Genomic DNA, 24,814 nt, shown 5'->3' with positions numbered 1-24,814 from the left:
TTGTTGAGTGCGGAGTCTAGCTGTAGACACCGCGCTCGAGAGTGTCGCACTGAGACATCTTTCCTGACTTGTAGCCGGTGAGGAATGCCTTCGTACGCTGCTCAGCTGAGCCATGGGTCCAGGAGTCCGGTTGAACACCACCGCCGGAATGCTGCTGGATGGTGTCATCGCCAATGGCCTTCGTAGTTTTGAGGGCATCGGCAACTTGCTCGTCGGAAAGCGGTTCGAGGATTGCGTCCGGCCCCTTGTCCGCGTAATGAGCCCAGATACCCGCATAGCAGTCTGCCTGCAGCTCAATCTTTACGGCATCGGAATCGGGGCCAGGCTCGTTGTAGTTACTGCGGCCGAGCGTACCCTCCAAATTTTGGATATGGTGACCGAATTCGTGGGCTACGACATACTCCTGCGCGAGCGGGCCGTTGCCTCCGCCCATGCGCTCCAGGGTGCTAAAGAACTCCGTGTCGAAGTAGGCCGTTTGATCGGCGGGGCAGTAGAACGGGCCGGTGGACGAGGACGCTGCGCCGCAGCCCGACTGAGTGGAGCCTTCAAAGAGGACTAGGTCTGGGTTCGTGTACCCGATGCCGGCCTGTGCGGGAAGCTGTTCTTCCCAGACTCGGTCGACCGAAATGCCGGTGAATTCCATCCGGCAATCGATGCGGCTGTTGGCATCTTCGCCGGTTTTACAGGGATCCTCACCAGGGGTTTGCTGTGCAGTCTGAGAGGACTGGTTGTTCTGGGCACCTGTCAGCTGTCCCAATTGTCCCGGGTCGCCGCCGAGAAGTAAGTACAGGCCAATGAGGACAAGGCCGCCGATGCCGCCACCGCCTACTGCAATAGCGCGGCCACCACCCGAGCGTCGCTCGGCACGAGCCGAGCTCTTTTGGAAGTCATTCCGGAAGGTCATAGGAGTAAGACTATTGCATAGGGTTCGGAAAACGGGCCATTGAATAGCGCTGCGTCAAAGTGTCCGTATGGAAGTCAACGTCAAGGCCTACAAAAATCTATGTCTAAGTGAGTACATGAAGCCCGAGGTAGACCCAAGGCGATGACCGGGGCGATGACCGGTAATAGGCAAAATAACCGGGGTCTTCTTCTCACCTTAATGGCTTCAAGGTAGACTACACGGACGAAACCGCTATCCACAGCGTTAATCCCTATAGCACCAATTTTGGAAGGACCAATTCGCAGTGCTTCGTACGCATCTTGCCGGAGACCTCCGCGCTGACCTCGCCGGCAGCACAGTAACCCTGACCGGTTGGGTAGGACGCCGCCGTGACCACGGTGGTGTGATCTTCATTGACATGCGTGACCGCTCCGGTTACGCCCAGGTTGTGTTCCGCAACAGTGAAGTTGCTGAGCGTGCACACCACCTGCGCAGCGAGTACTGCATTCAGGTCACCGGTGTCGTTGAGAAGCGCCCGGAGGGCTCCGAAAACCCGAACCTGGCATCGGGAGAAATTGAGGTCAATGTTACGGAGCTGACCATCCTCAACGAGTCGGCGGCATTGCCGTTCCAGCTCGAGGACGTTGGAACTTCTGGCACTGTGGGCGAAGAAGCTCGCCTGAAGTACCGCTACCTAGACCTACGCCGTGAAGGCCCGGCCAAAATTATGCGTCTTCGTGCGGCTGTCAACCGCGCAGCACGTAAGGTGCTGGACAGCCACGACTTTACAGAAATCGAGACTCCGACGTTGACTCGCTCTACGCCGGAAGGCGCTCGTGACTTCGTAGTGCCGGCTCGTTTGAAGCCGGGCACTTTCTATGCACTGCCGCAGTCCCCTCAGCTGTTCAAGCAGCTGCTTATGGTCGCTGGTATGGAGCGCTACTACCAGATTGCCCGCTGCTACCGCGATGAGGACTTCCGCGCTGACCGCCAGCCAGAGTTCACTCAGCTCGACGTTGAGATGAGCTTCGCCGAGCAGGACGATGTCATTGCGCTGGCAGAAGAGATTCTGGTTGCTATCTTCGCCGAGGCCGGTGTCACTGTTCAGACTCCGATTCCACGCATGACCTTCAAGGAGGCCATGGAGAAGTACGGTTCTGACAAACCAGACCTGCGCTTCGACATTCCGTTGGTGGAGTGCACTGAGTTCTTCAAGGACACCACTTTCCGTGTCTTCCAGAACGACTACGTTGGTGCAGTTGTTGTGGACGGTGGCGCATCGCAGCCTCGTCGTCAACTCGATGCTTGGCAGGATTGGGCCCGCCAGCGCGGCGCGAAGGGCCTGGCCTACATCCTCGTCGGGGAGGACGGCACTCTGGGTGGCCCGGTTGCCAAGAACATTACTGACGCAGAGCGTGAAGGCATCGCGGTGCACGTCGGCGCAAAGCCGGGTGACTGCATCTTCTTCGCTGCAGGTGATGCTAAGAGCTCCCGTGCACTGCTGGGTGCTGCTCGTGGAGAGATTGCCAAGAAGCTCGGCCTGATCAAGGAAGGCGACTGGGCATTCACCTGGGTCGTCGACGCACCGTTGTTCGAGCCGGCTGCCGACGCTACCGCTTCCGGTGACGTTGCCCTGGGCCACTCCCAGTGGACTGCTGTGCACCACGCCTTCACCTCGCCGAAGCCAGAGCACATGGATACCTTCGACAAGGATCCGGGCAACGCACTGGCTTACGCCTACGACATCGTCTGCAACGGTAACGAAATTGGTGGCGGCTCCATTCGTATTCACCGCCCAGATGTCCAGAAGCGCGTCTTCGATGTTATGGGCATCGGCGAGGAAGAGGCACAGGAGCAGTTCGGCTTCCTGTTGGACGCTTTCCAGTACGGCGCTCCGCCGCACGGTGGTATCGCATTCGGTTGGGACCGTATCGTTTCCCTGCTGGCCGGCGTTGACTCCATTCGCGATGTTATCGCCTTCCCGAAGTCCGGTGGCGGCGTTGATCCGTTGACTGACGCCCCGACTCCGATTACCGCTCAGCAGCGCAAGGAGACCGGTATCGACTTCAAGCCGAAGCCAAAGCAGAAGGCAGACGCCGCTAAGGCAGCAGCCGACGCAGGCGACAGCAAGTAAACAAAGAAATCACATTGCGAGGAATGTGCTCCGCCACTCCAGCGTGAACAGCGCGAGCGGGGTCGATTCCTCCTAACTAAGGCGGTACGGGCCACAACGCGACATCCGTATCGCCTGACTGAAACTGGCTCATTGAAAGGGCATTCAATGGAGTACTCGGACGACGCTGCAGCAGAAGTTGACAGTGTAGTTAAAGATGCAGAGACACTGCTTTCCGCACGATTCGGCGGCACTCCAGTGTTGTCGGATCCAGAAGTACTTACAGGCCAGTCAAACGCTCTTGTTGTCCGCGTACGGGTCGCCACAAATCCCTTTATGCAGGAGCGCACGGTCGTCGTAAAGCAAATTCCTACGATGACTGAAGGTGTCGATCCCGCCGTTTTACGGGAAGTCGTGGCGTACCAGTTCATCAATACGCTGCCTGACGACGTTCGCCCGGGGCCTCAGCTTCTTGCTTACGATGTTTCAAAGCAGCTATTGGTTCTCAGCGACGTCGGTGTCGTGGACACTCTTGCGGACGTACTCTTTCGTGGCGATGAAGAGCGTCGATTGCGCGCGTTCCGCAGTCTCGGCGCGTCGCTGGGCCGGATGCATATTCACACGCATACTCGCGAAGAGGGGTTTGAGACCCTGCGTCGTCGTATGTGGGTGAAGAACAAGGTCGATCGTGAGGCTCTCGAGGCGCGTGACCACGGCATTGTGTCGGGGATTCGCTTTGGCATGCGAGCTATTGAAGGCTCCGGTATTCCTGTTCCCGACGCTGTGCGCTCTTTCGGTGAGGATGCTGCTCGTCGAATTGAGAAGGGCACGCATAGGGCGTTTACTCCGTTTGACCTCGCCCCGGACAACATTCTGCTGGCGGACAAGGTCCAGTTCCTCGACTATGAGTGGGCTGGTTACCGCGATGTCATCTTCGACGTGGCCAGCGTCGTCGCAGGCTTCCCGCTGCACGTTTTCGTGGAGCGCCCATCGGAGGCAGAGGTCGACGCATTTGTCCGTGCATGGATGGAAGAGATTCGTGACCATTGGTATCGCGACACGAGCGACCGCCGTATGATGGCGTTCATTGCTGCGGCTTTGCTCGGTTGGTTCTTCATCTCCGCAACGGTTTCCGTCTTCGGTTCTCCGAAGCAAGCGCTGTGGGTGGGGCATGAAGGACGTACGGACCTGAAGCCGGAAGTTGGTGGCTCAGCATTGGAGCGACGCGACATGGCTAACACAGCTCGCGCCATTGCGCAGTTCGCCCATAGATGTGAGGACGATCGTGCCGACGAGCTGGAAAAGTTCGCACATGCTGTAATTGATTTCTTAGAGCAAGAGGAAGGCTAGGGCATACGTGGCGGATCCGAATAAGCTGCCGACAGGCGGTGCAAACGGCTCCGCCGATGACGCTCCAGGGCTTTTCGACGAGCCTTCGATTGCCGGCCCTGCGGCGGCCAAGAGCCAAGGTCGGGGTGCGGGGCCAGCAAGCACTGGCCTGAACTCCGATGCGAACACCTATTTCCACCCAGGTGCACATGCGCCATTGGCTGTTCGGATGCGACCGCGAAACCTGGATGAAGTCGTTGGTCAAGACCACCTGCTAGCACCCGGAGCACCGTTGCGCCGTCTGGTCGAGGGGGGCGGCGACACCTCCGTTATTCTGTTTGGCCCTCCTGGAACTGGCAAGACCACTCTTGCCAGTTTGATTTCCGCGGCGACCGGTCGACACTTTGAAGCGCTTTCCGCGCTTAATGCCGGGGTGAAGGAAGTGCGTGCGGTTATCGATACTGCTCGTCGCACGCTCGTTAATCAGGGCATTCAAACGGTGCTCTTCATCGACGAGGTGCACCGCTTCTCTAAGACCCAGCAGGATGCCCTGTTGGGTGCCGTGGAAAATCGGATTGTCCTTCTCGTTGCGGCAACGACGGAAAACCCATCCTTCTCAGTGGTGTCCCCGCTGCTCAGTCGATCACTGTTGTTACAGTTGCAGCCACTGGATGACGAAGCCGTCGGCACGCTCATTGATCGAGCACTTACTGATGAGCGCGGCCTCAATGGTCGCGTCAGTATGACAGACGATGCACGTAATCAACTCATTGCGCTGGCAGCTGGTGATGCTCGTCGTTCCCTCACGTACCTCGAGGCAGCCGCAGAAGCCGTAGCCGACGGTGAGCAGATTACCTCTGAGTCGCTTGCCAATTCGATCAACAGGGCCGTGGTTCGCTATGACCGCGATGGCGACCAGCATTACGACGTCACCAGCGCGTTTATTAAGTCCGTTCGAGGGTCTGATGTCGATGCTGCCCTGCACTACTTGGCGCGGATGATTGAGGGTGGGGAAGACCCTCGGTTTATTGCCCGCCGAATCGTAATTCTGGCTAGCGAAGACATCGGTATGGCAGACCCGACAGCACTGCAAACCGCCGTCGCCGCGGCGCAGGCCGTTGCCTTGATAGGCATGCCGGAAGCCCGGCTGACGCTGGCGCAGGCCACGATTCACTTGGCCACGGCACCGAAATCCAATTCGGTCATAAGCGCAATCGACGGGGCGTTGAAGGATGTTCGTTCCGGGAAGACCGGGCCGGTGCCACCGCATTTGCGCGACGGACATTACAGCGGGGCTAAGGACCTTGGTCACGCGGTGGACTATATCTACCCGCACAATGACCCCATGGGTGTCGTTGCCCAACAGTATCCACCAGATCAGTTGGTGGGCACTGATTATTTCGTTCCATCCAATCATGGTCGTGAAAACGGCATGGCTGAGTACCTCGGACGCATTCGCCGAATTATCCGGGGGAGCCGCCGGAAATCGAAGTAGGCGAGATCGGTCGGGATCTACGGGGTGCCGGTGGGGTGGTTTTAAAGTTGCTCGAACCGAGCGGGTAGACTGCTAGTTTTGTATTAAACATCTCGGACGCTCGACGTGAAACGAGGAAGTAGAACACCGTGCAGACTCATGAAATTCGAAATCGCTTCATCCAGCATTTCGTAAAGGCGGGACACACCGAGGTCCCCAGTGCCTCCCTGGTTTTGGATGACCCGAACCTGCTGTTCGTTAATGCCGGCATGGTGCCGTTCAAGCCCTACTTCCTCGGCAATGAGACTCCGGACTTCTCCACCGCGACCTCGATTCAGAAGTGCGTGCGCACACTGGACATTGAAGAGGTGGGTATCACCACTCGCCACAACACCTTCTTCCAGATGGCGGGTAACTTCTCATTCGGAAATTACTTCAAGGAAGGTGCCATCACTCATGCATGGAGCCTTCTGACTGGTGCTGTTGAGGACGGCGGCTTTGGCATCCCGGCTGAGAAGCTGTGGGTAACGGTTTTCCTCGACGACGATGAGGCCCATGACATCTGGCACGAGAAGGTTGGTGTACCGGAGGAGCGCATTCAGCGCCGAGGTATGGCGGACAACTACTGGTCCATGGGTGTACCTGGCCCGTGTGGTCCGTGCTCAGAGATTTTCTACGATCGCGGCCCGGAGTACGGTGCTGATGGTGGCCCAGAGGCCGACGAGGATCGCTACATCGAGATTTGGAACCTCGTCTTCATGGAAAACGAGCGTGGCGAAGGAACAGGCAAGGACTCTTTCGAGATTCTTGGCCCGTTGCCGAAGAAGAACATCGATACCGGTATGGGTATCGAGCGTGTTGCTTTCCTGCTGCAGGGTGTCGACAACGTCTACGAAACTGACCTACTGCGTCCGGTTATCGACGAGGCAGAGCGGCTCACCGGTTCGAAATACAGCTCGAACCACCAGGACAACATCCGTTTCCGCGTCATCGCTGACCACAGCCGTACCGGCTTGATGCTGATGCTCGACGGCGTCACTCCCTCGAACTCCGATCGTGGCTATATTCTGCGTCGCCTTCTGCGCCGTATTATCCGCTCTGCGCGCTTGCTCGGAGCTAACGGTCCAGTGCTGGAGAAGCTGATTGGTATCGCGGCCGAGACCATGACCCCGTCGTACCCAGAGATCGCGGAGAACTGGAACCGTATTCGCCGCGTCGCCGTCGCCGAGGAAAAGACCTTCACCAAGACTCTGTCCGCTGGTGAGGAGCTGTTCGAGCGCGCGGCCACCAAGGCCAAGGCAGAGGGTAAAACCGTTCTATCCGGTCACGATGCCTTCACCCTGCATGACACCCACGGCTTCCCAATCGACCTGACCATCGAGATGGCCGAAGAAGCTGGCCTGACCATCGACCGCGAGGAATTCGATCGCGAGATGGCTGAGCAGCGTGCGCGTGCAAAGGCCGACAGCCAGGCAAAGAAACAGTCGCACACCGACCTGCACGTCTACCGCGAGTTCATCGATGAACACCCGACGTCCTTCACTGGTTACGATCGGCTTGCCGACGAATCCACGATTCTCGGCATCATTGCCGATGGCCAGAAGCAGGCGTTTGCCGCAGAGGGCGATGAGATTGAGGTTATCCTCGACCGCACTCCGCTCTATGCCGAGGCCGGAGGTCAGCTGGCTGACCGTGGTCGAATCGTGACTGATTCCGGCGCTGTGGTCCACATCAACGATGTCCAAAAGGTGGGCAAGAAGCTGTGGCTGCACAAGGGCATCGTCACAGCCGGTGAGTTTACCCCGGGCGTCTCCGCTGAAGCTTTGGTAGACGAGCAGTGGCGTCACGGTGCTCGTCAGGCGCACACTGCAACTCACCTGATTCACGGTGCTCTGCGTCAGGTACTGGGGGATACTGCAACTCAGGCTGGTTCCATGAATAAGCCGGGCTACCTCCGTTTCGACTTCAAGTACGGTGAGCAGCTCACACCGGAACAGCTCCGTGAGATTGAGCAGATTACCAATGAGGCTGTCGACAACGACTGGGCTGTCAATACTGCCGAGATGCCGTTGGAAGAGGCCAAGGCCGCTGGTGCCATGGCATTGTTCAACGAAAACTACGGCGACATCGTCCGCGTTGTCGAGGTCGGTGGCCCGTTCTCAATTGAGCTGTGTGGCGGTACCCACGTTTCGCATTCTTCGCAGATTGGTCCGGTAGCTGTGCTGGGCGAGTCCTCTGTCGGATCGGGCGTGCGCCGTATTGAGGCCTACTCGGGTATGGATTCCTTCCGCTACCTGTCCACCGAGCGTCTCCTGGCTGAACGACTGGCCACTGAATTCAAGGCTCCGTCTGCTGAGCTGCCAGACCGCATCGCAGCATTGGCTGAGAAGCTCAAGGCTGCAGAGAAGCAGCTCGCTGATTTCAAGGCCGGACAGCTGCTGGCCAATGCCGCATCTCACCTGGAGTCCGCTCGCACCATCGGCGATGTTACTTACCTCGGCCTTAAGCTTCCCGACGGTACGGAGATGAAGGACATCCGTTCGCTGGCTAATGACTTGGCGAAGCGTCTTGCGGATCGCCCAAGCGTTATTGCGTTGATTTCCAACGCTGGCGGCAAGGTTCCATTTGTGGCCTCGGTTTCGGATGAAGCCGTCAATCGCGGTATTAAGGCCGGCGATTTGGTGAAGCTGATGGGCGCCGAGGTCGGCGGCAAGGGCGGCGGTAAACCGGCAATGGCACAGGGCTCCGGCTCTGATGCCTCCGGTATCGACGCAGCATTGGCCGCTGTTGAGGCCGAACTGTCCAAGTAGTCAATTAACGGCTGTGCTATCGGAAGAGCAGTAAACAATGGCTAAGCCCCGCATTGATACCCCCGGTCAGGATGATCCCGGTTGGGGTCGGCGGCTCGGAATCGACGTCGGCGATGTCCGCGTTGGTGTCGCAGTCTCTGACCCCGACTGTATCCTGGCGACCCCGGTTGAAACAGTCACTCGAGCAACGGGGCGAAAAGATCCTGACGGGCCGGATATTGACCGGCTCGTGGGACTCGCCACTGAACTTGAGGTCGTCGAGATTGTTGTCGGGATGCCCCTTATGCTCGACGGCACGTTCGGGACTTCTGCGCGGAAAGCTACTGACGTTGGATTCCGGCTGCAGCGCCGACTCGGTGACCGAGTCGTAGTGCATTACGCCGATGAACGGATGACGACGGTAATGGCTCAATCAAGGCTGCACGCAGCAGGTATTGATGTTAAGTCCGGGCGGAAGATTATTGACCAGGCTGCGGCAGTAGAAATTCTACAATCCTGGTTGGACAGACGGGCAAAATCTTTGGACGAAAATACCGACTAGGGGCACACAAAAGTTACCGAAAGGTGACAATTCACCCACCTTTGCGCAATTATTAAGTGTGTAATATCTGAGCACGTTTCTGCGTGCATGGGATTTGAAAAGTTGAAGTGGCGATTCACACCTACAATGCAACCTAGTGCTACGACTTCGTCGTAAAGCTATGTCGTACCAGTCGCTGTTAGTCGCGTGTCGCACCCAAATGGGAAGACTCCGCGCTGATACCGATGGGAGAGTGAGCTGCGTTCGAGGAGATTATTGATGAGTAAAGACGCGCAGACTGCGCGCCGCACTGGTAGCGGCGGGGACGACCGGGACCGCGCTGGTGCTCGCAGCGGTGGGACAAAGCCTCGGGTTCGCCACCGCCAAACGGCAGTGGCAATCAATGTGACTTCTGTCCTGTTATGCGTGTTCGTCCTCGCAGTGATTGGCCTCGTCTGGAATCGTGGGGGCATTGTAGACGATTACGACGGCAAAGCCGAGGGGCCAATGACGATTGTTGAGGTCAGTGAAGGCACGTCACTTACTGATTTGTCCAACCAATTGGTGGAAAGCGGCGTCGTCAAGTCTTCCCGTGCATTCATCCAGGCCGCGAATGAAAACTCCCATTCAAGTGAATTGCAGCCGGGTTTCTACCGACTCCACCAGCGGATGAAGGCCGATGAGACCGTCGAGGCTCTTCTGGATGTCGAAAATCAGGTCGGTACCGTTGACATTCCGACTGGCGCCCGTTTCGCCGATACCCGCATTGTGTCCTCATCGGATGTGCGTAAGGGAATTTTCTCGCTTATTTCAGAGGCCACTTGCGTTGAGGACAATGACTGCGTGTCCAAGACCGATCTCGAACGTGCTGCTGGCGAGGCTGATTTGGCCGCGCTCGGTGTTCCAGAATGGGCACGGGACGCGGTAACTGCGCGTGGCAACGACCCTCGTCGTCTTGAGGGACTCATTACGCCAGGTGTTCATCACCTTGACCCGCAGCAGACGCCCGAACAGATGCTGGCAAAATTGGTCAAGGAATCGGTGAAGAACTATGAGGACACAGGGCTCATGGCTTCAGCGGACATGGTTGGTCTGTCTCCATACGAGCTGATTACCGCAGCTTCTCTGATTCAGATGGAGTCGCCAGATGGTGACTTCGATAAGGTCGCTCGCGTTATTCTGAACCGTCTGGAGGAGCCGATGCAGCTGCAGTTCGACTCGACAGTCAATTACGATCTGCCGGATCAGGAAATCGCAACCACGGATGAGGACCGCGCGCGAAAGACCGCATGGAACACCTACGCCAAGGAGGGGCTGCCGGAAACCCCTATTGCTTCGCCCTCCATCGAGGCGATTCGTGCCATGGAAAATCCGGCTGACGGCACCTGGCTGTACTTTGTCACGGTGGACAAGGAAGGGAATACCGTCTTTAGCACGACCTTCGAAGAGCACGAGGCCGCTATTGACGAGTCACGCAGCAATGGCGTGCTGGATTCGAACCGCTAAGAGGTAGAACTCCTATGCCTATAACTCATCGCGCAGCCGTGCTGGGAGATCCGATTGATCACTCGTACTCGCCGGCTATTCACAACGCCGGTTACTGCGCTGCGGGAATGAATGACTGGCACTATGACCGCATTCGGTGCAACGCCGAAGAGCTTGCCGACGTCGTTGGTGGCGCAGACCCCAGTTTCCAGGGGTTTTCCGTCACGATGCCCGGCAAGTTTGCCGCGCTGGACTTCGCCGATGAAGTCAGTGAGCGCGCACGGCTAATTGGTTCGGCGAACACCCTGGTCCGTCGCGATTCGGGCTGGTTCGCCGACAACACTGATGGTGACGGTGTATTGGGAGCACTGCGCGAGATTGACTGCACGAACGCACCACGTGGTCGCGCCGTTGTTGTTGGTGCCGGTGGCACGGCACGACCGGCACTTTGGGCGCTATCGCAGCTGGGTGTCAATCATGTGACTGTAATAGCGCGCTCCAAGCGCGCATATGACATTGAACCGCTAGCTGCCGCGCTGGGGATGGAATTTGTTTGGGTGACTTTTGACGCTCCAAACCTGGCAGATATTGCTGGCAATGCCGACGTGCTGGTCTCTACGGTGCCGTCAGCCGCAATTGAATCGGTTGCTGGCTACCTCGCTCGAGCACCGAAGATTCTCGATGTTATTTACAATCCCTGGCCAACCCCACTTGTGAAAGCAGCCGAACGCGGAGGGACACAGGCGGTCGGTGGACTGTCCATGTTGCTACATCAAGCGGTGGGACAGTTCGAGCAGTTCACTGGGCGCACTCCCGATGTCGAGGCGATGCGTGCAGCGCTGCCGATCTAACTCACACCCGTTACAATCCCAAAGTTATGGGGTGGGACATAACTGAGATAGGGCTGTCTCCGATTGGACAGCACAGGATTGACCCGGTCTACCTTGACCGGGTTTTCTATTACCTAGTCGTGTTGCTTGTTCTCGGCTGGGGCGGTACTGGCTGCTGGTTGGATGTGATCCGGCGAAGACTGCCGAACTGGTGGTTGATGCTAGGGGGAGTGGGCCTGATAGCGATCACTGGAATGGTGCTCCAGCATAAAGGCACCTTGGCTGACGATTTCGCCAGTGCAGTCGCAGCCATAGGAACAGGAATAGGCCTCTGGTTTGGCCTCTATGTAGCAGTCTTCATAATCAACCGACGCTCTATGGGGGCTGGAGATGTGAAGCTCGCAGCAATTCTCGGTGGCGGTGTCGGTGTGGTATCGGGCGAGCCGGTGGCGGCAGCGATCTGGATTGCAGTGGCAATTCTGTTGGCTGCGGGACTCACTCTCCTCATCGCAGTAGTCACGGCGGGAAAGCGGGGCTGGGGTGACCGTCGTAAAGCAAAAACCGCGCGTGTGCCGGCGAGCGTGCCTCATGGGCCTGCAATGCTTGCAGCAACTGCCATTGTGTGGGGGATAAGCGGAGGGCACCTACAAGTCCCCTGAAGCGGTAGACCAGGGGCGATAAAATGGGGCATATTTGAAACTTGTATGCCCCCAAATGCACAAGAAGTACGGCAAACGTGACATTATGATACCTATGCTTCGTTGGACTACCGCGGGTGAATCTCACGGCAAAGCGCTTATCGCTCTCGTAGAAGGTGCGCCAGCCGGACTTCCCCTGACTACAGATGACGTATCACGCCACCTCGCACGCCGCCGTCTCGGTTATGGTCGCGGCGCGCGAATGAAGTTTGAGGCTGATGAGGTCACGCTGCTGACTGGCATTCGACATGGTGAGACGCTGGGATCGCCGATTGGCATAATGGTCGGCAACTCCGAATGGCCCAAGTGGACTGAGGTCATGAGCCCGGATCCGGTTGAGCCAGCTGTTTTGGATACAGCTCGTGGCGCCACCTTAACCCGCCCGCGCCCGGGGCATGCCGATTTCAACGGCATGCTGAAGTACAATCACACCGATGCTCGAAACATCCTGGAGCGGTCATCGGCTCGTGAGACTGCAGCACGTGTGGCGGCATCAGTTGTGGCCCGCTCAATTCTGCGTGAGACTCTCGGTGTGGAAGTTGTCAGCCACGTTATTTCCATCGGTCGTTCCGAGCCCTACGAGGGGCCACTGCCGACCTTCGCCGATCAGGACAAGATTGACGAGTCGCCAGTGCGTGCATTCTCCGCAGCTGCGGAGGAGTCGATGATTGACGAAATCAAGGCCGCCAAGAAGCAGGGCGACACTCTCGGTGGCATCGTCGAGATCGTTGTCCACGGTCTGCCGGTGGGGCTGGGATCGCACATTTCCGGTGATGCCCGTCTGGATTCGCAGCTTGCAGGTGCCTTGATGGGAATTCAGTCCGTCAAGGGCGTGGAGATCGGCGACGGTTTTGAGGAAGCCCGTCGCCGTGGCACCGAGGCCCATGATGAAATGGTGCGTACCGACGACGGCGTGGATCGTGAAACTAACCGCGCCGGTGGCCTGGAGGGTGGCATGACTAATGCTCAACCTCTCGTTGTACGTGCTGCGATGAAGCCAATTTCGACCGTTCCGCGTGCGTTGAAGACCGTTGATATGGCCAGCGGCGATGCAGCTACCGCGATCCACCAGCGCTCTGATGTCTGCGCGGTCCCGGCCGGCGGTGTTGTCGCAGAGGCAATGGTCGCGCTAGTACTGGCGCGTGCAGTAATGGAGAAGTTCGGCGGCGATAGCCTGGAGGAAACCAAGCGTAACGTTGAGGGCTACTTGGAGCAGACTCGACGTCGCCTTGATTGGAAATAGCGCCACTGTCGCGCACACGAAGAAGGGTAAAACGAGGGGAATGTCCGTTCCTACTATTGTCCTTGTCGGACCGCCCGGATCGGGAAAGTCCACCATCGGTCGTCGACTGTCTCGTGCATTGAGCACGAGACTTACGGATACCGATGAGATGATTGAACAGCGCATGGGCAAGACTTGTGGGGAAGTCTTTTCCGAGCTGGGAGAGCCGGAATTCCGCCGCATCGAGGAACAAGTTGTGGCGGAGGCTCTGACCCACGACGGAATCGTCTCACTTGGCGGTGGTGCCGTGATTTCGCAGGCGACCCGTGACCTGCTGGCAGACCATAACGTCGTCTACCTCGAGATCAGCATTGCAGAGGGCGTCCGCCGTACCGCGGGTAACAATTCGCGCCCGGTACTCCAGGCGGCTGACCCAGAGGCTCATTACCGCGCACTCTATGAGGCTCGCCGAGCTTTCTACGAAGATGCAGCCACTTTCAAGGTGCGTTCCGACGAACGTTCCCCGCAGCGCGTTGTAGCCGAGATCCTCAGCTACCTCGATGAAACCTGCGACGAGGCTTAACCGGCGACTATTAAATGGCGGTAGCTAATCACTGCCGCATAACCAGCAACTCCATACATTTCTTACGCTAACGACTAGGGACTGACAATGAACTCAACCCGCAGAATCCGTGTTGAAGGCCCATCCCCGTACACGGTGACCATGGGGCATGGACTCACCGAACAGATTGCGGAGGCCGTTACCTTTGCCTCCCAGGTTGCGGTGATTCACCAGGGGAGCGTTCAAGAGCTGAGCTTCGGCGTCATCAAGGCACTGGCGGACAAGGGAGTCGATGCCTTCAGCATCCAGATTCCTGATGCGGAGGAGGGTAAGACGCTCACAGTTGCTGAAACAGTTTGGGACACTTTTGGTGAACGCGGTCTGGGCCGGCGTGACGCGGTAATCGCGATTGGCGGCGGTGCAGCCACAGATTTCGGTGGATTCGTCGCCGCCGCGTGGATGCGTGGAGTGAAGGTTATCCAGGTCCCGACAACGCTGCTCGGCATGGTCGACGCAGCTGTCGGCGGTAAGACCGGTATCAACACTGCAGCCGGAAAGAACCTGGTCGGCGCCTTCCACGAGCCTGCCGCGGTGTTCTGTGACCTGGATGTCCTGCGCACCTTGCCGAAGGCTGAACTGATTGCGGGCACGGCAGAGATCATCAAGGCTGGATTTATCGCGGACACGAAGATTCTCGATCTTTACGAGGCAAACCCGCAGATCTGCCTCGATGTTGACGGTGACTTGCCAGAACTGGTCGAGCGCGCGATTGCTGTCAAAGCACGCGTTGTCGCTGAGGATTTGAAGGAATCTGGCCTCCGCGAGATCCTTAACTATGGCCACACTTTCGGTCATGCAGTTGAGCACTTTGAAAACTACCGTTGGCGCCATGGCCACGCCGTAGCTGTAGGCATGGTTTATGTCGCCGAGCTGGCCAAGATCACCGGACATATTAATCAGGAACTTGTAGACCGCCACCGTCGCATCCTAGAGTCCATTGGGCTGCCAACGACCTACCAGGCGGGTCGTTTTACCGAGCTCTACGATGCTATGACCAGGGATAAGAAGAACCGCGATGGTGCGATCCGATTCGTTATTCTGGAAAACCCCGGTGAAACAGCCCGTCTTGAAGGCCCGGGCATGGATGACCTCGAGCGTGCATACGAACTGCTCTGCAACAGCGGGCAGGCCGCATCTGAGGAGTCAACCCGCTAATGACCTCTCTTCGTGCAGCAACGGATGCCACGACGGCGATTCCGACCGTGCTTGTTTTGAACGGCCCGAACCTCGATCGTCTGGGCAAGCGTCAGCCAGAAATTTACGGTGCCACTACTTTGGCCGATGTCGAATCTGAACTTCGTACCCTAGCCAAGGAGCTTGGCGTCGTAGTGGATTGCCGCCAATCCAACTATGAAGGTCAGCTCATCGAGTGGGTTCACGAAGCTGCTGATTACGGTTGGCCAGTAATTATCAATCCAGGAGGGTTGACACACACCTCCGTCGCCCTACGTGACGCGCTCGCCGAGATTGCCGACGGCCCGGGCTTCCACGAGGTTCATATATCAAACATTCACGCCCGGGAGGAGTTTCGGCATCACTCGTATCTTTCGGCGCTTGCTGCGGGCGTTATCGTCGGATGTGGAACTGATGGCTATTCCATGGCACTGAGAAGGGTGAGTACGACACTATGACAGATATTTCCACGAACTACGCCGCCCGCCGAGCCGCTCTTATCGACGCATTGTCCGACAACGACTGCGACGGTTTCCTCACAGTCAATCCGACGCATGTTGGTTGGCTTACGGGTTTCCACGGCTCGAATGCTGGTTTGATTGTTGCGGCCAGTGGGGAAGCGCTGCTTTCCACCGACGGCCGCTATACGGTTCAGGCTGGCAAGCAGGCACCGGACGTGGAGTTACTCACCGCCCGCAACACCGGCGTGGCACTCGTCGGTCAAGCCCGAAAGTTGGATATTTCGCGTCTTGGTGTTGAATCTGAGTTCCTCACCATGGCTGCTTACCAAGAGCTAGAGGATGCCCGTCCACAGGCACTCGAGCTGGTATCGACTACGGGCGTCGTCTCTAAACTGCGGGAAATCAAGTCCGATACGGAACTCGTCGCTCTGCGCCACGTCGCCGACATCGCGGTCCGCGCATTCGAGGACTTGCTTCACGACGGCATCGTGGTCGCCGGCCGCAAGGAGCGCGAAGTCGCCGCAGAGTTGGAGTACCGGATGCGCATGCATGGTGCCGATCGGCCCAGCTTCGACACGATTGTCGCAAGCGGCCCGAATTCCGCCAAGCCACATCACGGAGCGGAAGATCGCGTAATCGAGGCAGGTGACCTGGTCACTATTGACTTTGGTGCCTTTGCCGGGGGCTACAACTCCGATATGACACGTACCCTCTTTGCCGGTGAGACGGCAACGTCGTCAAGCGAAAACAATCCGAACAGTACGTCGTCGGATCTGGCCGGCGCGATCGTTGCCGGTGTGGAGTTCGCAGACGAGAAAGCCCGAGAGATTTACAACGTCGTACTGGAAGCACAGCTGGCCGGCGTAAAAGCGGCCGTGCCAGGGGCCGATGTTGTGGCTGTTGACGCAGCATGCCGGGACATTATTGAAAATGCTGGTTATGGGGAACACTTCGTCCATTCCACCGGCCACGGGATTGGTATCGAGGTGCATGAGGCTCCATTTGCCGCTCGCACCGGCAAGGGGAAGTTGGCAGCTGGCATGACGTTGACCATCGAGCCTGGTATTTATGTTCCGGGGTTCGGCGGTGTGCGCATCGAAGATACGTTGATTATCACTGACACCGAGCCGGAAATTATTACACAGCTGCCGAAACCGCGAGCCTAACATCACGGCGTTTTTATTTTTCTCTCGATGAGATACGGAGTATCGTGGTTTCGTCAGAGAGCTTTTTAACAATTTCAGGAGAGTTTAGTTGGCTACCACCGCAGATTTTAAAAACGGTCTAGTTATCAAGCACGACAACAAGCTTCAGCAGATCGTGGAGTTCCAGCACGTCAAGCCAGGTAAGGGTCCGGCATTCGTCCGCACCAAGCTGAAGGACGTTCTGACCGGCAAGGTTGTTGACAAGACTTTCAACGCTGGTGTCAAGATTGAGACTGCTACCGTCGACCGCCGCGACATGACGTACCTGTACCACGACGGTGAAGGATACGTCTTCATGGACGACAAGACCTACGACCAGATTTCCATCCTGGATGCTCAGATGCCGGAGGGTGCTAAGTTCCTGCTTCCGGAAACCACCTGCCAGGTGTCCTTCCATGAGGGCAACGTTCTTTTCGCTGAAATGCCTGTTTCGGTCGAACTGAAGGTTGAGCAGACCGACCCGGGTCTGCAGGGCGACCGCTCCACCGGTGGCACCAAGCCGGCAACTTTGGAGACTGGCGCTGAGATTCAGGTGCCGCTGTTCATCGAAACCGGCGACGTTCTGAAGGTCGACACCCGTGACGGTTCCTACCTGTCCCGCGTCAACCACTAATTCCCTCATCTAGTTCACCCTTTTGTTGAGAGCGATACATACACATCCATGACTGAAAAGGATCACAAGTCCGTTGACACCTCGGATGCGCAGGAGTCCGCGAACGTTCGCGAACCTAACTACAAGCGCCACGGCGCGCGCTACCGTGCGCGCCGTCGTGCAGTAGATCTGCTTTTTGAGGCCGAGCAGCGAGGCGTCGACGTCGTCAAGCTTCTTGAAGAGCGGCTGGAAATGGTCCGTAGTCCCGATTTGGATGTGAATCCAATTGCGGAGTACACCGAGCAGATTGTGCGCGGTGTAGCTGCGGAGATCATCGGTATCGACTCTACGATTTCTTCGTACCTGACGGAGGAGTGGCCGCTGCGTCGCCTACCGGCAGTCGACCGCGCTATTTTGCGTCTTTCCACCTGGGAGCTGTTCTACAACTCCGACGTGCCTCCGCGTGTGGCCGTGGTGGAAGGCGTTGAGCTGGCATCGGAATACTCCACTGATGTGGCGGCACCGTACATCAACGCAGTACTCGATGCTGAAGCCAAGATTGCCGACCAGGCACGCCTGGCAGCTGCAGCTGTGAGCACTTCGGTGGGCGAGTCCCAGTTCGATGAAGCTATCCAGGCTCAGGCTGCCGCAAATGAGGAAGCTGACAAGGCATTGGTCGACTCCGATGAGATGGCTAAGATTACCGGCCTGGACATGAGCGATATTGCCAAGCTGGTGGCTGAAGACGTGGCTAAGAGCGAGAACGGGTCCTAGCCAGTAAAAGCGGCCGGGATTACTGCGAGTCAATCGCAGTCGTTTCTCGCGGATTGTCTGAAACTCCAGGTCCCTTTTTTGGGGGCTTGGAGCTTTGTTGCATTTAGAGGCAATCTAAGCGTGGGTGCTATTCTGGTCAGCGGAAGTTTGCACCGCGACCGTAGTTGCGGGTCATGCAGACTGATAATCAAATATCCACAATCAAGACATCCTTTAACGGACCGCACTGAGAGGCGGGGAAGGAGGTCACGATGAGCGAAGGAACGCCGCAAACAACCGAGCTGCTCAATGCAGACGAAGTTGCACGTACCGTCGCGCGCATCGCGCACCAAATTATTGAAAAAACTGCGCTGGATAGCCCAAATGCTGGGCGCGTAGTTCTCCTCGGCATTCCATCTGGTGGCGTGCCGCTGGCGGAAAAGCTAGCCGATTTGATTGAACAGTTCTCCGGCATACGTCCGGAAACTGGATCGCTCGATATCACCCTATACAGGGATGACTTGCGCAAGGGCCCGCACCGCGCCCTGCAGCCCACGAATATTCCGAACTCCGGAATTGACGGAACCACCGTTGTTCTCGTAGACGATGTCCTTTTCTCAGGTCGCACGATTCGTGCCGCACTCGACGCTATTGCTGATATCGGTCGCCCGCGAGTAATCCAGCTTGCAGTGCTGGTCGATCGTGGTCATCGCCAACTACCAATTCGCGCCGATTACGTCGGTAAGAATCTGCCAACTTCCCGCGACGAAGACGTCGATGTGCTGGTCGAGGCGCTTGACGGCCGCGACGCGGTTATTCTCACCCGGGCGGAGGAACAGTGAAACATCTGATTAGCATTGCGGATTTGACCAAGGATGAAATTGTCGGCCTGATGGATGAGGCCGATCGTTTTAAGGAGGTCATCCGCGGTCGGGAAATTAAGAAGCTGCCGACCCTGCGCGGCCGCACTATTTACAACCTCTTTTACGAGAACTCCACGCGCACCCGCTCATCTTTTGAGACTGCGGGTAAGTGGATGAGCGCCGATGTTATTAATATCTCAGCTTCCTCTTCCTCTGTGAAGAAGGGCGAGAGCCTGAAAGACACCGCGCTGACTTTGGATGCTATCGGCGGCGATGCCATCGTCGTTAGGCACCCATCGTCGGGAGCGGCACAGCTGATCGCCAAGTGGACTGAGGAATTTGGCAACGGCCCATCGATCATCAACGCGGGTGACGGAAAGCACCAGCACCCGACGCAGGCTCTCCTGGACGCGGTGACGTTGCGTCAGCGTCTCGGTGGAATTGAGGGGCGCAAGGTCGTCATCGTTGGCGATATCCTGCATTCTCGCGTCGCCCGCTCTAACGCCGATCTCCTGAGCAAGCTCGGCGCCGAAGTCGTCTTCGTCGCCCCACCGACGTTGCTGCCATTTGGCATCGAGACCTGGCCGGTGCGTATTGCCTACCGCATGGAAGACGAGATCCGAGATGCTGATGCCGTGATGATGCTCCGCGTTCAGCAGGAGCGCATGAACGGAGGTTTCTTCCCATCCCATCGCGAATACGCCACTCGCTACGGGCTGTCGAAGGCTCGTGAGAAGATGCTTCGCGACGACTGCATTGTGATGCACCCAGGTCCGATGCTTCGTGGCATGGAAATTAACGATGCCGTCGCTGATCTGCCGCGCACTGCCGTGCTGCAGCAGGTAGCCAACGGTGTCCACGTCCGCATGGCAGTTCTTTTCACACTGCTGACCTCAGGCGTTTCCGCCAACTTGGAAGGGCAGGCATAAATGTCGAATCGCAATGAATATGACGAAGCCTCGTACCCCGAGGTAGGACCATTGGCAGCACGTGCACGGGGACAACTACTGCTGAAGGGTGTGCGTCCCTACGGTGAAGGCGAAGATGTCGACGTCTTGATTGACGATGGCGTTATCGCTGAGATTGGCGAAAACCTCACGGCCGAGGACGGGGTAGAGGTCCTGGAGTTCGACTCCCTCGTTCTTCTGCCAGGTCTGGTCGACATCCATGTGCACCTGCGTGAGCCGGGCCGTGAAGATACGGAAACCCTGGCCACTGGTTCGGCTGCCGCAGCACGCGGTGGTTTCACCGCAGTGTTCACTATGGCCAATACCGCTCCGGTAACCGACGACCCTTCGATTGCTGAGTCGGTATGGCTCAAGGGCCAGGCGCTGAACCTCTGCGACATTCACCCGGTCGGCTCTATTACTAAGGGCCTGAAGGGCGAGACGCTGACCGAGTTCGGCATGATGGCAGACTCGCAGGCGAAGGTACGCATGTTCTCCGATGACGGTAAGTGCGTCGACAATCCGCTGATTATGCGCCGCGCGATTGAATACGCCCGCGGCGAAGACGTATTGCTGGCGCAGCACTGCGAAGATCCGCGTCTGACCGCAGATGCATCGGCCCACGAAGGTGCGACCGCCGCACGTCTGGGCCTGACCGGGTGGCCGCGCGTAGCCGAGGAGTCCATCGTGGCCCGAGATGCCATCATGGCTCGCGACTACGGCGGACGCATGCACATCTGCCACGCTTCCACCGAAGGCACTGTTGAGCTGGTCAAGTGGGAAAAGGAGCATGACATTCCGCTGACCGCCGAGGTTACCCCACATCACCTAATTCTCACCGATGAGAAGCTGGAGACCTACGACGGCGTCTACCGCGTCAACCCGCCCCTGCGTGAGCAGCGCGACACCCTGGCTCTGCGTCAGGCTCTGATTGACGGGATTATTGACTGTGTCGCTACCGACCATGCTCCGCACGGCTCTGAAGAAAAGTGCTGCGAGTTCGAGCACGCTAAGCCCGGCATGCTTGGTCTGGAGACCTCGATGCCAATCATCGCCGAAGAGTTCGTTTTGAAGGGCGATTGTGATTGGCGCTGGCTGGCCAAGGTCATGAGTGAGCGTCCTGCTCAAATTGTGAAGCTGCCGGGACACGGCCGACCAATCGCTGTCGGTGAGCCTGCCAACCTGACCGTTGTTGACCCGGGCAAAAAGTGGACGGTCCGCGGCGAAGACCTGGCGTCGAAGTCCGAGAACACTCCTTATGAGGAAATGGAGATGGCCGTGTCCGTGGCAGCTACCGTGCTGCGCGGTAAGGTGACCGCTCTTAACGGAGAGGTCGCTGGATAATATTCATGTCAACGCATAACGATTCATATGCGTCCCGTATGATTAATGTAAATTCCTCGCACGCTACCCAACTGAAAGGCAATAACGTGAGCAACGAGTCGCAGGCCGCGGCCGCTACAGCGGCAGTCCTGGTATTGGCAGATGGACGAGTGTTCCGCGGACGCGGTTTTGGCGCCACCGGTACGACCCTGGGGGAGGCAGTTTTTACCACCGCTATGACGGGCTACCAGGAAACCCTGACGGACCCGTCCTACCACCGACAGCTGATTGTGGCTACCGCACCACAGATCGGTAACACCGGTTGGAATGACGAGGACTACGAGTCCCGTGGAAACAAGATTTGGGCAGCGGGCTTTATTATCCGCGATCTATCGCGTATTCCCTCCAACTGGCGCTCCGAGCGCAGCTTGGAAGATGAGCTGAAGGCACAGGGCATCATCGGTATCCGCCAGATTGATACCCGCGCGCTGGTTCGCCATTTGCGCGACAATGGCTCGATTGCCGCTGGTATTTTCTCTGGTGAGGACGCACAGCAACCCGTCGATAAGCTGGTGGAAATCGTTCGCGCTCAGCCTGCGATGAAGGGCGCGGATCTGGCTCGCGAGGTCAGCACCGATCAGGCCTATGTTGTGGAAGCACAGGGGGAGAAGAAGGCACGTGTTGTGGCCTACGACCTGGGCATTAAGTCCAACACCCCGCGTGAGCTGGCTAAGCGTGGCCTGGAAGTCGTAGTGGTTCCGGCTAACACTCCGTACGAAGATATTAAGAAAGAATACCAGCCGGATGGCGTCTTCTTGTCCAACGGCCCGGGTGACCCGGCAACTGCTGATGAGATGGTTGCGGTCGCCAAGGCCGCACTCGATGACGGCATGCCGCTATTCGGTATCTGCTTCGGTAATCAGATTCTTGGTCGGGCACTCGGCCTGAACACCTACAAGCTGGTCTTCGGCCACCGCGGCGTCAATGTTCCGGTGAAGGACCACCGCACTGGCCGCATCTTTATCACCGCTCAGAACCACGGCTTCGCACTTGAAGGCAAGGCCGGCGAGAGTTTCGATACTCCGTGGGGCGAGGCAGAGGTTACGCACACTTGCCTTAACGACGACGTCGTTGAAGGTGTCGCACTGAAGAACGGCATGGCCTTTTCTGTGCAGTACCACCCAGAGTCCGCAGCCGGCCCGCACGATGCGCACTCTCTCTTCGATGACTTCCTGGAGCTGATTCAGAAGGTCGATTTCAACAAGTCCGCAACCGGAAACTCGAACAAGTAGGAAAGGGCTAAGGGACCTAACACCATGCCACGTCGTACAGACATCAACCACGTACTGGTTATCGGCTCCGGCCCGATTGTTATCGGTCAGGCCTGCGAGTTCGATTACTCCGGCACCCAGGCTTGCCGCGTGCTGCGCGAAGAGGGCCTGCGAGTCACGCTGGTTAACTCTAACCCGGCAACGATTATGACTGACCCGGAGTTCGCAGACTCCACCTACATCGAGCCGATTGAAACCAAGTACATCGAAAAGATCCTGGCCAAGGAAGCTGCAGAGGGCAACCCGATTGACGCTGTCCTGGCAACTCTCGGTGGCCAGACTGCACTGAACGCAGCTATTCAGCTGGACCGCGAGGGCATTCTGGAAAAGTATAATGTCGAGCTGATTGGCGCTGATATTCCGGCCATTCAGCGCGGTGAGGATCGCCAGATGTTCAAGGACATCGTCGCCAAGATTGGTGGCGAGTCCGCTCGTTCCCGCGTCTGCCACAACATGGAAGAAGTCCATGAGACTGTTGCAGAGCTCGGTCTTCCGGTCGTTGTTCGCCCCTCGTTCACCATGGGTGGTCTGGGCTCCGGTCTGGCTTTCAACCAGGAAGACCTCGACCGTATTGCAGGTGGCGGCCTAGCCGCATCGCCCGAGGCCAATGTTCTGATTGAGGAGTCCATCCTCGGTTGGAAGGAATTTGAGCTCGAGCTCATGCGCGATGGCGACGACAACGTTGTCGTGGTCTGCTCCATTGAAAACGTTGATGCCCTCGGTGTCCACACTGGTGACTCGGTAACTGTCGCTCCGTCGATGACTCTGACCGACCGCGAGTTCCAAACCATGCGTGACCAGGGCATCGCAATCCTGCGTGAGGTCGGCGTTGACACCGGTGGCTGTAACATCCAGTTCGCCATCAATCCAAATGACGGGCGCATCATCACCATTGAGATGAACCCGCGCGTCTCCCGCTCCTCGGCGCTTGCTTCCAAGGCAACTGGTTTCCCGATTGCAAAGATTGCTGCCAAGCTGGCTATCGGCTACACCCTCGATGAGATCACCAACGACATCACCGGTGAAACCCCAGCTGCGTTTGAGCCGGTGCAGGACTACGTGATTGTCAAGGCTCCACGCTTTGCTTTCGAGAAGTTCCCTGGTGCTGACGACACGCTGACCACCACCATGAAGTCCGTCGGTGAGGCCATGGCTATCGGCCGCAACTACATCGGCGCGCTCGGTAAGGTCATGCGCTCGCTGGAGAACAAGCCAGCTGGTTTCTGGACCGTTCCGGATGAGGACTTCGCAGGTGAACGCGCAAACGATGTCAACGCTGTCCTTGAGGACCTGAAGCGTCCGACTGAAGGCCGCATCTACGACGTTGAGCTGGCTCAGCGTTTGGGTGCTTCCATTGAGCACATCCACGAAGCTTCTGGCCTCGATCCGTGGTTTATTGCCGAGATGGAAAACCTGCAGGATATCCGCAAGGAGCTTATCGACGCTCCGGTGGTGACCTCCGATCTACTTCGCGAAGCTAAGTACTGGGGTCTCTCCGACGCCCAGATTGCTGCTCTGCGTCCGGAGTTGGCCGGGGAAGACGGCGTGCGTGAGCTGCGCTGGCGCCTGAATATCCACCCGGTATTCAAGACAGTCGATACCTGCTCCGCCGAGTTCGAAGCACAGACTCCGTACCACTACTCGGCATACGAACTGGACCCGGCTGCTGAGTCCGAGGTCGTTCCGCAGACCGAGAAGGAAAAGGTGATCATCCTCGGTTCCGGTCCGAACCGCATCGGCCAGGGCATTGAGTTCGACTACTCCTGTGTTCACGCAGCCCTCGAGCTCTCCCGCGTTGGCTACGAGACCGTCATGGTCAACTGCAACCCGGAAACCGTCTCCACCGACTACGACACCGCAGACCGTCTCTACTTTGAGCCGTTGACCTTCGAGGATGTCCTTGAGGTCTACCACGCTGAGAGCCAGTCTGGAAAGGTCGCAGGCGTCATTGTTCAGCTCGGTGGCCAGACTCCGCTGGGCCTGGCTGAGCGTCTGCAGACCGCAGGTGTTCCGATTGTCGGCACTAGCCCGGAGGCAATCGACCTGGCTGAGGACCGTGGTGAGTTCGGCAAGGTCCTGGCTGAGGCCAACCTGCCGGCGCCGGAGTTCGGTACCGCCACCTCCTTCGCAGAAGCTCGCCAGGTTGCCGCTGGCATCGGTTACCCGGTGCTGGTCCGTCC

20 protein-coding genes and 1 pseudogene are annotated in these 24,814 nt (G+C 57.9%); 20 read left to right on the top strand and 1 reads right to left on the bottom strand.

The genetic code is table 11. The annotated features are described in order from the left end of the window. Positions 1 to 16: 16 nt before the first annotated feature. On the bottom strand, positions 17 to 904 hold the full coding sequence (locus tag HMPREF3011_RS05335; RefSeq protein ID WP_038628883.1) for a KPN_02809 family neutral zinc metallopeptidase: 888 nt from the start codon (positions 902 to 904) through the stop codon (positions 17 to 19). Positions 905 to 1,187: 283 nt separating this feature from the next. On the opposite strand from HMPREF3011_RS05335, the gene aspS reads away from it, so the two are divergent. From aspS to carB, 20 genes and pseudogenes are all read left to right on the top strand, one after another. Then, a complete protein-coding gene (aspS, locus tag HMPREF3011_RS05330; protein ID WP_070841274.1) occupies positions 1,188 to 3,017 on the top strand; it encodes an aspartate--tRNA ligase in 1,830 nt (609 codons plus the stop codon). A 147-nt stretch (positions 3,018 to 3,164) separates the two neighbouring features. Beyond that, positions 3,165 to 4,346, top strand: coding sequence for a phosphotransferase (locus tag HMPREF3011_RS05325; protein WP_049180992.1), 1,182 nt, complete (start codon positions 3,165 to 3,167; stop codon positions 4,344 to 4,346). A gap of 88 nt (positions 4,347 to 4,434) precedes the next feature. Next, positions 4,435 to 5,820 carry a replication-associated recombination protein A gene (locus tag HMPREF3011_RS05320; RefSeq protein ID WP_370643280.1) on the top strand — a complete coding sequence of 462 codons (1,386 nt, stop codon included), beginning with the start codon at positions 4,435 to 4,437 and terminating at the stop codon, positions 5,818 to 5,820. Positions 5,821 to 5,948: 128 nt separating this feature from the next. Further along, positions 5,949 to 8,609: an alanine--tRNA ligase gene (gene alaS, locus HMPREF3011_RS05315; protein ID WP_038628889.1), complete on the top strand. Its 2,661-nt coding sequence runs from the start codon at positions 5,949 to 5,951 to the stop codon at positions 8,607 to 8,609. A gap of 37 nt (positions 8,610 to 8,646) precedes the next feature. After that, positions 8,647 to 9,150, top strand: coding sequence for a Holliday junction resolvase RuvX (gene ruvX, locus HMPREF3011_RS05310; protein WP_038628891.1), 504 nt, complete (start codon positions 8,647 to 8,649; stop codon positions 9,148 to 9,150). A gap of 258 nt (positions 9,151 to 9,408) precedes the next feature. Then, positions 9,409 to 10,635, top strand: coding sequence for an endolytic transglycosylase MltG (mltG, locus tag HMPREF3011_RS05305; protein ID WP_038628894.1), 1,227 nt, complete (start codon positions 9,409 to 9,411; stop codon positions 10,633 to 10,635). A gap of 14 nt (positions 10,636 to 10,649) precedes the next feature. Continuing rightward, complete coding sequence (locus HMPREF3011_RS05300) at positions 10,650 to 11,465, top strand: shikimate dehydrogenase (protein WP_038628896.1); 816 nt, start codon at positions 10,650 to 10,652, stop codon at positions 11,463 to 11,465. Between the two features lie 26 nt (positions 11,466 to 11,491). Continuing rightward, the gene (locus tag HMPREF3011_RS05295; RefSeq protein WP_052155608.1) at positions 11,492 to 12,103 is read left to right on the top strand and encodes a prepilin peptidase; all 612 of its coding nucleotides are present in this window, start codon (positions 11,492 to 11,494) and stop codon (positions 12,101 to 12,103) included. Between the two features lie 94 nt (positions 12,104 to 12,197). Further along, positions 12,198 to 13,385 (top strand): chorismate synthase, encoded by a 1,188-nt coding sequence (aroC, locus tag HMPREF3011_RS05290; RefSeq protein WP_070560335.1) that lies wholly within the window; start codon positions 12,198 to 12,200, stop codon positions 13,383 to 13,385. A 40-nt stretch (positions 13,386 to 13,425) separates the two neighbouring features. After that, positions 13,426 to 13,947 (top strand): shikimate kinase, encoded by a 522-nt coding sequence (locus HMPREF3011_RS05285; protein ID WP_038628898.1) that lies wholly within the window; start codon positions 13,426 to 13,428, stop codon positions 13,945 to 13,947. Between the two features lie 87 nt (positions 13,948 to 14,034). Next, positions 14,035 to 15,141: a 3-dehydroquinate synthase gene (aroB, locus tag HMPREF3011_RS05280; RefSeq protein ID WP_070432228.1), complete on the top strand. Its 1,107-nt coding sequence runs from the start codon at positions 14,035 to 14,037 to the stop codon at positions 15,139 to 15,141. Further along, positions 15,141 to 15,617, top strand: coding sequence for a type II 3-dehydroquinate dehydratase (aroQ, locus tag HMPREF3011_RS05275; protein WP_049180997.1), 477 nt, complete (start codon positions 15,141 to 15,143; stop codon positions 15,615 to 15,617). The genes aroB and aroQ overlap by 1 nt, the downstream gene beginning before the upstream one ends. Further along, on the top strand, positions 15,614 to 16,786 hold the full coding sequence (locus HMPREF3011_RS05270) for a M24 family metallopeptidase (RefSeq protein WP_038628903.1): 1,173 nt from the start codon (positions 15,614 to 15,616) through the stop codon (positions 16,784 to 16,786). The genes aroQ and HMPREF3011_RS05270 overlap by 4 nt, the downstream gene beginning before the upstream one ends. Positions 16,787 to 16,874: 88 nt before the next feature. Continuing rightward, positions 16,875 to 17,438, top strand: coding sequence for an elongation factor P (efp, locus tag HMPREF3011_RS05265; RefSeq protein ID WP_016422706.1), 564 nt, complete (start codon positions 16,875 to 16,877; stop codon positions 17,436 to 17,438). Between the two features lie 48 nt (positions 17,439 to 17,486). Continuing rightward, a pseudogene (nusB, locus tag HMPREF3011_RS05260) lies at positions 17,487 to 18,008 on the top strand (transcription antitermination factor NusB); the annotation flags it as partial. A 434-nt stretch (positions 18,009 to 18,442) separates the two neighbouring features. Continuing rightward, entirely contained in the window at positions 18,443 to 19,012 is a 570-nt protein-coding gene (pyrR, locus tag HMPREF3011_RS05255; RefSeq protein ID WP_038628907.1) for a bifunctional pyr operon transcriptional regulator/uracil phosphoribosyltransferase PyrR, read from the top strand. Next, a complete protein-coding gene (locus HMPREF3011_RS05250) occupies positions 19,009 to 19,962 on the top strand; it encodes an aspartate carbamoyltransferase catalytic subunit (RefSeq protein ID WP_070432230.1) in 954 nt (317 codons plus the stop codon). Before pyrR ends, HMPREF3011_RS05250 begins: the two co-directional genes overlap by 4 nt. Then, positions 19,963 to 21,324, top strand: coding sequence for a dihydroorotase (locus HMPREF3011_RS05245; RefSeq protein WP_070841273.1), 1,362 nt, complete (start codon positions 19,963 to 19,965; stop codon positions 21,322 to 21,324). It abuts the gene before it with no gap. Between the two features lie 38 nt (positions 21,325 to 21,362). Beyond that, positions 21,363 to 22,595: a glutamine-hydrolyzing carbamoyl-phosphate synthase small subunit gene (gene carA, locus HMPREF3011_RS05240; RefSeq protein WP_371325854.1), complete on the top strand. Its 1,233-nt coding sequence runs from the start codon at positions 21,363 to 21,365 to the stop codon at positions 22,593 to 22,595. Between the two features lie 24 nt (positions 22,596 to 22,619). Continuing rightward, positions 22,620 to 24,814: carbamoyl-phosphate synthase large subunit (gene carB / locus HMPREF3011_RS05235; protein ID WP_070841524.1), on the top strand; the 2,195-nt coding region annotated here is incomplete at its 3' end.

Source organism: Corynebacterium sp. HMSC074C04 (genome assembly GCF_001838295.1).
In the GTDB taxonomy this organism is placed as follows: domain Bacteria; phylum Actinomycetota; class Actinomycetes; order Mycobacteriales; family Mycobacteriaceae; genus Corynebacterium; species Corynebacterium amycolatum.
Note: the sequence above shows the minus strand (reverse complement) of the source record. Positions and strands in the feature narration are given on the sequence as shown.